We start from the raw sequence: 9,196 nt of genomic DNA on the forward strand, positions 1-9,196 counted from the left end.
CGGCCTGCCGCAGACGCAGCGCAAGGGCCGCAGCTACGCGCACCTGTCCGGTGCCGTCGCCGACGCGCTGCTGGTCGAGATCCTCGACGTCGCGCCCTGCTTCCTCGGCGGCATCGCCGGGCTGCGGCTGGCGCGCGGCCGCGCGCGCCCGCTGCGCTGGCACTGGGACACGCTGCGCGACGGCCAGCAGCGCCTGCTGCCGCAGCTCGAGCACGGCGCGCGCGTGGTCCGCGTCGATGCGCTGTGGTTCCTCGATCCCGAGCGCGCCGAGCTCGGTCCGCTGGACGGCCCCGTCGAGGAGGCCGCGCTGCTCGACGCGCCGCCGCTGGCGCCCGAGCACAGCGAGGCGCTGCGCGCGGCGCTGGCCGGTTCCGCGCTGGAAGGCCGCGTGCCGCCGCCGCGCGTGTTCGCCGCGCCGCAGCGCGCCGATCTGAAACCGAAGCCGGTGCTGACCCTGCACGCGCTGACCCGCCACGCGCGTCTCGCCGCCGGCACGCCGCCGCTGGCCTACGCGCGCCTCGCCTTCGACTATGGCGGCGAGCGCCTGCCCGGCCGCGGCGGCGAGGCGCTGGTGCGGCGCGTGCGCGACAACAAGCTGGTCGAGATCACCCGCCGCCGCGCCGAGGAACTCGCCGCGATGGAGCGCCTCGAAGCGCAGGGCCTGGCGCCCGCGGTCGATTGCGAAGGCCTGCCCTGGGATCTCGCCGACACCCTGCCCGAGGACGCCTGGCTGTTTCCGGGCAAGGGCTACGCCGGCGCGCTCGAGGTCAACACGCCGGCGCGCTGGCTGGCGCTGCGGCCGAAGCTGGAGCAGGACGGCTTCAGCCTCGACTACGCCTCGAGCTTCCCGTTCGAGGTGCTGGAAGGGCCGCCGCGCTGGTACGGCGTCGCCGAGCCCGACAAGGACGGCCACGCCTTCGAGCTGGAGATCGGCATCGAGGTCGAGGGCAAGCGCGTCAACATGCTGCCCGCGGTGGCGCAGGCGCTGGCCGAGCACCAGATCTCGCTGACGCCGGGCGCCAACGAAACCGACGATGCGGTCTGGTACGCGCCGGTCGACGAGCGCCGCCGCGTGCCGGTGCGCCTGAAGGTGCTGCGCGGCCTGCTGGCGCCGCTGGCCGAATACCTCGAACGCCCGCGCGACAAGCTGCACCTGCCGCGCGTGCAGGCCGGCCGTCTGGAGGAATTCGTCGAGGCGCTGCCGAAGAGCGGCACGCTGGACGCGCCGCCCGCACTGGCCGGCTTCGCGCAGCGCCTGCGCGAGGCCGCCGCGCACGCCTCCGATGCGGAGCCGGCCGGGCTGCGGGCGGAACTGCGCCCGTACCAACGCGAAGGCCTGCGCTGGCTGAACGCGCTGGCCGAAGCCGGCCTGGGCGGCGTGCTCGCCGACGACATGGGCCTCGGCAAGACCGTGCAGTTGCTCGCGCACCTGCTGGCGCTGAAGGAATCGGGCGCGCTGAAGAAGCCGGCGCTGATCGTCGCGCCGACCAGCCTGATCCCGAACTGGCAGGGCGAGGCCGCGCGCTTCGCGCCGTCGCTGCGCGTGCTGACCCTGCACGGCCCCGAGCGCGCGCAGGCGTTCGCGCGCCTCGGCGACTGCGACATCGTGCTGACCAGCTACGCGCTGCTGCCGCGCGACCTCGCCGCGATCAAGGGCCAGCGCTTCGCGCTGGTGGCGCTGGACGAGGCGCAGCAGGTGAAGAACCCGCGCACGCAGGCGCGCCGCGCCGTGCTGGCGCTGAAGGCCGCGCGCCGCGTGTGCCTGACCGGCACGCCGCTGGAAAACCACCTTGGCGAACTGTGGTCGCAGCTCGACCTGGTCGTGCCCGCGCTGCTCGGCGACGAGGGCGCATTCCGCCGTCACTACCGCCAGCCGATCGAGCGCTACGGCGACGCCGAATGCCAGGCGCGCCTGAACCGCCGCATCGCGCCGTTCATCCTGCGCCGCACCAAGTCCCAGGTGGCGACCGAGCTGCCGCCGAAGACCGAGATCACGCGCACCGTCACCCTCGAAGGCCGCCAGCGCGAGCTTTACGACAGCCTGCGCCTGACGCTGGCCGAGGAGCTGCGCGAGGTGATCGCGCAGCGCGGGCTGGAGCAGAGCGGCATCGTCGTGCTGGATGCGCTGCTCAAGCTGCGCCAGGTCTGCTGCGATCCGCGCCTGGTGAAACTGGAGGCCGCGCGCGGCGTGCGCGAGTCGGCCAAGATGGAAATGCTGATGGACATGCTGCCGGCGCTGGTCGCCGAAGGCCGGCGCGTGCTGCTGTTCAGCCAGTTCACCGAGATGCTGGGGCTGATCGCGCGCGAGCTCGACCGCCGCCACCTCCGCTACGTCACCCTCACCGGCGAGACGCGCGACCGCGCCGAGCCGGTGCGCCGCTTCCAGGAAGGCGAGGTGCCGCTGTTCCTGCTGTCGCTGAAGGCGGGCGGCGTCGGCCTCAACCTCACCGCCGCCGACACCGTGATCCACTACGACCCGTGGTGGAACCCCGCCGCCGAGGCGCAGGCCTCCGATCGCGCGCACCGCATCGGCCAGGACAAGCCGGTGTTCGTCTACCGCCTGATCTGCGCCGGCACCGTCGAGGAACGCATCGAGGCGCTGAAGGCGCGCAAGGCCGAACTGGCCGAAGCCGTCCTCGCCGGCGGCGGCACGCGCGACCGACTGGCCTTCGACGAGGCGGATCTCGAGGCGCTGTTCGCCTGAGCTGCCGGGCTCGGTGCCCGGGTAGCTACGAGAGGCGAGGTGCCGGCCAAGTTGCTGCCGACGTCTCGCCGTGCGGGGGAATGAGCAACCTCGAAGGGCGGCGCGGCGATTCGGCATTCGCAACTGCAGAAGCGAAGGAGCGGGGCGTGCGCGGCCCCTGGGCTGCTCGGCGATCGACACGCATTCGGGATGCGGTGCGAGTCACGGCTCCCGCCGCATCCCGTTCGCCTCAAGTCCTTCGAGGTAGGACTGCCAGTTCTTTTCGTAGTCGCGGCCGAGTTCGTACAGCGTGCCCCAGGCGAAGATGCCGGTGGCGTGGCCGTCGTCGAAGCGCAGCAGCACGCCGTAGTTGCCGACCGGCTCGATGGCGTCGATGTTGACGTGGCGCTTGCCGGCGACCAGCACGCGCTGGCTGGGGTGGTGGCCCTGCACTTCGGCGCTGGGCGAGTGCGTGCGCAGGTATTCGCAGGGGAGCTGGAAGCGCTCGCCGCTTTCGAAGGCGACTTCGAGCGTGTGCGAGGCGCGGTGCAGGACGAGGTCGGTGGGATGCGGCGTGTGGGTCATCCGCCTAGTCTAGCGGCGTGCGCGCAGACGCGGCCTGGCCTGCGTCAAGCGGACGTGCGCTTCGCCGCGCCGTGATGGCGGATCCGTAAGGGATGGAGACCGGCGCGGCGAACAATCGCATCCCGCCTTCACCCCGCCGCTCTTTCGCCCCCGGCGGGAGCGGGATCCGCTGGGGGCGATCTTCGGGGCGACGCGCCTGCGCTCAGTGCGCGCGGCCGACGCCGGAGTCGCCCTGTTCCAATGCGGGCGCGGCGCCGGCGACGTCGAGCAGCGCTTGCGCGTAGGGCTCGTCGAAGCTGACTGTGGAGACTTCTTCCCAGGCGAAGAACGACGGCTCGCGCAGCCATTCGGCGTCGGGGGTGATCTCCTGCAGGTTGAAGCCGTCGTCCTCGACGTTAAGCAGGCGGCCGATGTAGCAGACCTCGGACTCGTCCTCGCTGTCGACGTGCACGCCGACCACCGGCGCCTGCAGGCTGGCGGCCTCGACCACCTGGCCGATGTCGTCCAGGGGGAAGCCGCGCGGCAGGCGCGGCACGATGCCCTTCAGCGCCAGCGCCTTCTCCATGAAGACGTGGTGCTTCTCGGGCGCCTCGAGCTCGGTGATGTCGCGGTGGCGCAGGGCGTACAGGCCGTCGAAGCCGATCGAATCGCCGACCACCCACAGCAGCACGAACTCGCGGCCGATGCCGGCCACGTAGCCGCAGAAGCTGCCGTGCTCCAGCTCGCCGCGCCAGACGCGGACGAGCTGATGGTGCTGGTGCGCCTCGCGCAGTCGCGCGCGCAGGCTGTTGGTCTTGAGCGGAATGACGGTACCCATGGCTTGGCGAGTCTAGCAGCTCGGGCGTTAAGGGGCCCCTGCCTGGGTCGCCATCCCCGCGGACGTGTGAGCGTAAAGCATTGTTTCGAAAAGACAATCTGTTTTCGCGGGGGCGGCGTCCAAGGGGCCGCTCCGGGCCTCAGAGGATGTAGCGGCTGAGATCCTCGTCGCCGACCAGCTTGCTGAGCCTTTTGTCGACATATTCGGCGTCGATCGTATATTTTTCGCCGCTTTTGTCCGCAGCCTCGTAGGAAATCACCTCGAGCAGCCGTTCCATGACGGTGTGCAGCCGGCGGGCGCCGATGTTCTCGGTACGCTCGTTGACCTGATGGGCCACCTCGGCCAGGCGGTCGATGCCGGAGTCGACGAATTCCAGCGTCACGCCCTCGGTGCCGAGCAGCGCCACGTACTGCTTGGTCAGCGCGTTGTTCGGCTCGCGCAGGATGCGCTTGAAGTCGTCGACGCTGAGCGCCGACAGCTCGACGCGGATCGGCAGGCGGCCCTGCAGTTCCGGGATCAGGTCGGACGGCTTGGCCAGCGAGAACGCGCCCGAGGCGATGAACAGCACGTGGTCGGTGCGGATCGGGCCGTACTTGGTGGACACGGTGGAGCCTTCCACCAGCGGCAGCAGGTCGCGCTGCACGCCCTCGCGGCTGACCGAGGCTCCGCCCCACTCCGAGCGCTGGCTGATCTTGTCGATCTCGTCGAGGAAGACGATGCCGTTCTGCTCGGCGGCCGTCACGGCCTGCTCGCGCACCTCGTCCTCATTGAGCAGCTTGCCGGCCTCTTCCTCGACCAGCAGCGGCCGCGCGGCGCGGATCGTCAGCTTGCGCTTCTGCGTCTTCGCGCCGGACAGGTTCTGGAACATCGAGCGCAGTTGCTGGCTCATCTCCTCCATGCCGGGCGGGGTCATGATCTCGATGCCGACGTTCATGGCGACGTCGAGTTCGATCTCGCGCTCGTCCAGCGCGCCCTCGCGCAACTGCTTGCGCAGCTTCTGGTGGGTGTCGCCGGCATCGGCGGCGGCCGGTGCCGGCTGGTCCCAGCCGCTGGCCTGGCGGCGCGGCAGCAGCGCGTCGAGGATGCGGTCCTCGGCGCGGTCCTCGGCCTGGCTCTTCACGCGCGCCTTGGCCTGGTCGCGGGTCAGCTTGTAGGCGACGTCGGCGAGGTCGCGCACGATCGACTCCACGTCCTTGCCGACGTAGCCGACCTCGGTGAACTTGGTCGCCTCGACCTTGACGAACGGCGCGTTGGCCAGCGTCGCCAGGCGGCGCGCGATCTCGGTCTTGCCGACGCCGGTCGGGCCGATCATCAGGATGTTCTTCGGCGTCACCTCGTCGCGCATCTCGCGCGGGAGCTGCATGCGCCGCCAGCGGTTGCGCAGCGCGATGGCGACGGCGCGCTTGGCGTCGTGCTGGCCGACGATGTAGCGGTCGAGTTCGTTGACGATTTCGCGGGGGGTCAGTTCGGACATGGGTTGCCTTCGAACGTGTTGGAGCGAGCGCGCTCGCGAGCGGGTGCGCGTCGGCGCGCGGGTTGCCTGCGCGCAGGCGCCTACAGCTCCTCGATGCTCACGTTGTGGTTCGTGTAGATGCAGATGTCGCCGGCGATCTTCAGCGCCTTCTCGACGACGCTGCGCGCGTCCAGCGTGGAGTTCTCCAGCAGCGCCTTGGCCGCGGCCTGTGCGTATGGGCCGCCGGAGCCGATCGCGATCAGGCCCTGCTCCGGTTCCAGCACGTCGCCATTGCCGGAGATCAACAGCGAGGTGTCGCGGTCGGCCACCGCCAGCATCGCCTCGAGGCGGCCGAGGCGGCGGTCGGTGCGCCATTCCTTGGCCAGCTCCACCGCGGCGCGCGTGAGGTTGCCGCCGTGCCGGGTCAGCTTCTCCTCGAACAGCTCGAACAGGGTGAAGGCGTCGGCGGTGGCGCCGGCGAAGCCGGCCAGCACGTCGCCCGCGCCGAGGCGGCGGATCTTGCGCGCATTGGCCTTCATCACCGTGTTGCCCAGCGTGACCTGGCCGTCGCCGCCGATCACGAGCTTGCCGTCGCGGCGCACGGAGAGGATGGTGGTGGCGTGGAACGATTCCATGGATGGGCTCCTGCGGCGGAAACGCAAAGCTGGGGACGCGGTAGCGGGAATCCAAGGCGCAGCGCCGGGTGCGTGCCTCGAGGACGACCTCGGGCACCAGGCTTTCTTCCCTGCCCGCCGGGAAGACGGTGGGGTAATTGAGCACGGGGGCGCGGCGAGCGCTTGCTCGTATCGATCGCGAGAGAGCCGTCCTGCGGACGGCATCCCTCGCCCCAGCCCCCCCCCCCCCGGCGGGGAGAGGGAGTCTGAGCAGCGCCTCGCCGCGTGGGAGAGGGGAATGCGTTGACTGCTCGCCCAGGACACGGCGGTGCGGCAGCTGCGCGGCAGGTGCGATGACGCACGCACCGGGGGCGAATGCAGGCGCGACGCCGTTCACTTGCCCCGCGGAAGAGGAAGTCGAGCGCTACTTGCGCCGCGCGCGCGGATGCGCCGCGTCGTAGACGCGTGCCAGGTGCTGGAAGTCGAGGTGGGTGTAGATCTCGGTGGTGCCGATGTCGGCGTGGCCGAGCAGCTCCTGCACCGCGCGCAGGTCGCCGGAGGATTCCAGCAGGTGGCTGGCGCAGGAATGGCGCAGCAGGTGGGGATGGATGCGCTTGGCGATGCCCTGGCGCAGCGCCAGCGTCTTCAGCCGCGCCTGCACCGCGCGCGGCGTCAGCGCGGTGCCCTGGCGCGAGGCGAATACCGGCGCATCCGGCGTCGCGGCGACGGCCGCCGCCAGCGCGCGCAGCGCCGCGCAGGCGTGCCGGCCGACCGGAACGATGCGCGTCTTGCTGCCCTTGCCGACGACGCGCGCCAGGCCCTCGTCGAGATCGAGCGCGCCCCAGCGCAACCCGACCAGTTCGGACAATCGCAGGCCGCTCGAATAGAACAGCTCCAGCATCGCGCGGTCGCGCGGGCCGAGTGCGCCGGCGACGGGCAGCTCGACCAGCGCGCCGGCCTCGTCGGTGTCCAGCACCTGCGGCAACTTGCGGCGCACCTTGGGCGCGCGCACGCCGGCGGCGGGGTCGTGCGCCAGCGCGCCGCCGCGGGCGAGGAAGCGGAACAGGCCGCGGCAGGTGGACAGCACGCGCTGCAGGCTCTTCGGCGACAGGCCGGCGCGATGCTCGGCGGCGACGAAGGCGCGCAGCAGGTCGGGGGTGAGCGCGTCGAAGCGCGCCGGCCCGCGCGCCTGCATCCAGCGCGCGAGCTTGTCGAGGTCGCGCCGGTAGCCGCTCAGCGTGTGCGGCGAGTAGCGGCGCTCGACGGCGAGGTGGTCGAGGAAGCGGGCGATGCCGTCGGCGGGCGCTTCGAGCACTTCACGCCTGCGGGAAGCGGACCAGCGCGGTCGCGACCGCCTCCGCGATCAGCTTGAGGAAGATCGTGCCCATGCCGGGATGGAAGCGGTTGGCGTCGTCGCTGCCGATCGCCAGGATGCCGGCGTCGGCGATGCGCATCAGCGCGGCCGAGCGCACCGTGCCGGCCTGCTCGCCGAACAGGTGCTCCAGCTTGTCCTGCGCGAGCCGCCCGCACAGCGGTTCGCCGCGCGCGAGGAATTCGGCGAATGCCGGCAGCGCGCCCGCGCCGGCGGGCTCCAGCAGCAGCCACGGCGCCACCGGCAGCTCGGGATCGGCGCGGAACAGCAGCAGGCACACCTGGCCGGTGTCGAAATCCTCGGTCAGGCTGGCCACCACCGTGCGCACGGTTTCCTCGAGCGAGGACGCGCGCATCAACGCCAGCGTCAGCGAATGCACGCGCACCATCAACTGCTCGTTGTCGCCGGCGACCTCGATCAGCTCGGCCAGGCGGCGCGTCAGCTCGCGGTTCTTCTCGCGCAGCACTTCGAGCTGGTAGCTGGCCAGCGAGGCGGCGGAACCGTGTTCGCGCGGCACCAGCAGCGACAGCGCAAGGTCGGGGAAATCCTTGAGGAAGTGCGGGTGGCCGCGCAGGTAGGCGGCCACGTCCATCGCTTCCAGGCCGTCCTTCAGGGTCATCTCGGCCATGCGTGCACCTCGTGAGACGTTGCGCGAAGTGTGGGCGTTCGTGCCCGCGCGCGCAACGGCGCGGGAGCGGCTCAGTCGAGGTATTCGCCCTCGTAGACGAACGCCGCCGGCCCGCTCATCCACAGCGGGTGGTCGAGGCCTTCCCAGGCGATCGTCAGCGTGCCGCCGGGCAGCGCCACGCGCACGCGCGGGCCGACGCGGCCGCGCCGGCGCAGCACCGCGACCGCGGCGCAGGCGCCGGTGCCGCAGGCCAGCGTCCAGCCGGCGCCGCGCTCGTGCACGCGCAGGCGCAGCGCGTCGTCGCCGAGCACCTGCGCGAAGCCGGCGTTGGCGCCGGCGGGGAAGCGCGGATGCGCGGTCAGCGCGGGGCCGAGGCGGTCGATGCGCGGATCGGCCGCGTCCGTCACCTCGACCACGGCGTGCGGATTGCCCATCGACACCGCGCCGATCTGCACGATCTCGTCGCCCAGTGCCAGCGCGTAGCGATCGGATTCCGCGGGCGCGTCGAACGGAATGCGCGCCGGCGCGAACTCGGGCAGGCCCATGTCCACGGCGATCGCGCCGTCGGCATCGAGCCGCACCGCGACCGATCCCGACGGGCTCTGCAGGCGCGTCACGCCCGCGCCGAGCGCGCCCGCGCGGTGCAGCCACGCGGCCACGCAGCGCACGCCGTTGCCGCACTGCTGCGCATGCGTGCCGTCGCTGTTCCAGATGTCGTAGGCGTAGGCGCAGGCCGGGTCGTCGGCCGCCTCGATGGTCAGCAGCTGGTCGAAGCCGATGCCGCGGTGGCGGTCGCCCATGCGCGCGACGCGCGACGCGTCCAACGGCGGCCGGCCGGCACGCGCATCCAGCACGGCGAAGTCGTTGCCCGCACCGTGCATCTTGGTGAAGGCGAGGCGCATGTCAGCCGCTGCTGGAAGCCGGTGCCGGCGCCACGGAAGCGGCCGGCGCGGGCAGCGCGCTGCTGGCGGCGGGCGCCGGCGCGGCCGACCCGGTCGGCCGCACCAGCGGACCCTTGTTGCCGCAGCCGGCGAGCGCGGCGGC

9 protein-coding genes are annotated in these 9,196 nt (G+C 72.0%); 1 reads left to right on the forward strand and 8 read right to left on the reverse strand.

From position 1 onward, the window contains the following. Nucleotides 1-2,704 (forward strand): DEAD/DEAH box helicase (locus tag ABFC67_RS00830; RefSeq protein ID WP_346736143.1); only part of this gene is annotated, 2,704 nt, incomplete at its 5' end. 201 nt (nt 2,705-2,905) lie between these two features. Here the strand turns inward: ABFC67_RS00830 and ABFC67_RS00835 are convergent. From ABFC67_RS00835 to ABFC67_RS00870, 8 genes are all read right to left on the reverse strand, one after another. After that, nucleotides 2,906-3,268, reverse strand: a complete 363-nt coding sequence (locus ABFC67_RS00835) for a DUF971 domain-containing protein (RefSeq protein WP_346736144.1) — start codon at nt 3,266-3,268, stop codon at nt 2,906-2,908. A 202-nt stretch (nt 3,269-3,470) separates the two neighbouring features. Next, on the reverse strand, nt 3,471-4,085 hold the full coding sequence (locus ABFC67_RS00840) for a hypothetical protein (RefSeq protein ID WP_346736145.1): 615 nt from the start codon (nt 4,083-4,085) through the stop codon (nt 3,471-3,473). A 139-nt stretch (nt 4,086-4,224) separates the two neighbouring features. After that, entirely contained in the window at nt 4,225-5,559 is a 1,335-nt protein-coding gene (gene hslU, locus ABFC67_RS00845) for an ATP-dependent protease ATPase subunit HslU (RefSeq protein ID WP_346736146.1), read from the reverse strand. Between the two features lie 80 nt (nt 5,560-5,639). Beyond that, the gene (gene hslV, locus ABFC67_RS00850; RefSeq protein ID WP_346736147.1) at nt 5,640-6,173 is read right to left on the reverse strand and encodes an ATP-dependent protease subunit HslV; all 534 of its coding nucleotides are present in this window, start codon (nt 6,171-6,173) and stop codon (nt 5,640-5,642) included. A gap of 403 nt (nt 6,174-6,576) precedes the next feature. After that, nucleotides 6,577-7,467 carry a tyrosine recombinase XerC gene (locus tag ABFC67_RS00855; RefSeq protein ID WP_346736148.1) on the reverse strand — a complete coding sequence of 297 codons (891 nt, stop codon included), beginning with the start codon at nt 7,465-7,467 and terminating at the stop codon, nt 6,577-6,579. 1 nt (nt 7,468) lies between these two features. Next, nucleotides 7,469-8,152 (reverse strand): DUF484 family protein, encoded by a 684-nt coding sequence (locus tag ABFC67_RS00860; protein WP_346736149.1) that lies wholly within the window; start codon nt 8,150-8,152, stop codon nt 7,469-7,471. Nucleotides 8,153-8,223: 71 nt separating this feature from the next. Beyond that, nucleotides 8,224-9,054: a diaminopimelate epimerase gene (dapF, locus tag ABFC67_RS00865; RefSeq protein WP_346736150.1), complete on the reverse strand. Its 831-nt coding sequence runs from the start codon at nt 9,052-9,054 to the stop codon at nt 8,224-8,226. A gap of 1 nt (nt 9,055) precedes the next feature. Further along, nucleotides 9,056-9,196: lipoprotein (locus ABFC67_RS00870; protein ID WP_346736151.1), on the reverse strand; the 141-nt coding region annotated here is incomplete at its 5' end.

Source organism: Mizugakiibacter sp., from assembly GCF_039680435.1.
In the GTDB taxonomy this organism is placed as follows: domain Bacteria; phylum Pseudomonadota; class Gammaproteobacteria; order Xanthomonadales; family Rhodanobacteraceae; genus Mizugakiibacter.

What these genes read in the sequence shown, in the direction of transcription:
- ABFC67_RS00835 (WP_346736144.1), bottom strand. Translation starts at nt 3,268, where the DNA reads ATGACCCACACGCCGCATCCCACCGACCTCGTCCTGCACCGCGCCTCG.
- ABFC67_RS00840 (WP_346736145.1), bottom strand. Translation starts at nt 4,085, where the DNA reads ATGGGTACCGTCATTCCGCTCAAGACCAACAGCCTGCGCGCGCGACTG.
- hslU (WP_346736146.1), bottom strand. Translation starts at nt 5,559, where the DNA reads ATGTCCGAACTGACCCCCCGCGAAATCGTCAACGAACTCGACCGCTAC.
- hslV (WP_346736147.1), bottom strand. Translation starts at nt 6,173, where the DNA reads ATGGAATCGTTCCACGCCACCACCATCCTCTCCGTGCGCCGCGACGGC.
- ABFC67_RS00860 (WP_346736149.1), bottom strand. Translation starts at nt 8,152, where the DNA reads ATGGCCGAGATGACCCTGAAGGACGGCCTGGAAGCGATGGACGTGGCC.
- dapF (WP_346736150.1), bottom strand. Translation starts at nt 9,054, where the DNA reads ATGCGCCTCGCCTTCACCAAGATGCACGGTGCGGGCAACGACTTCGCC.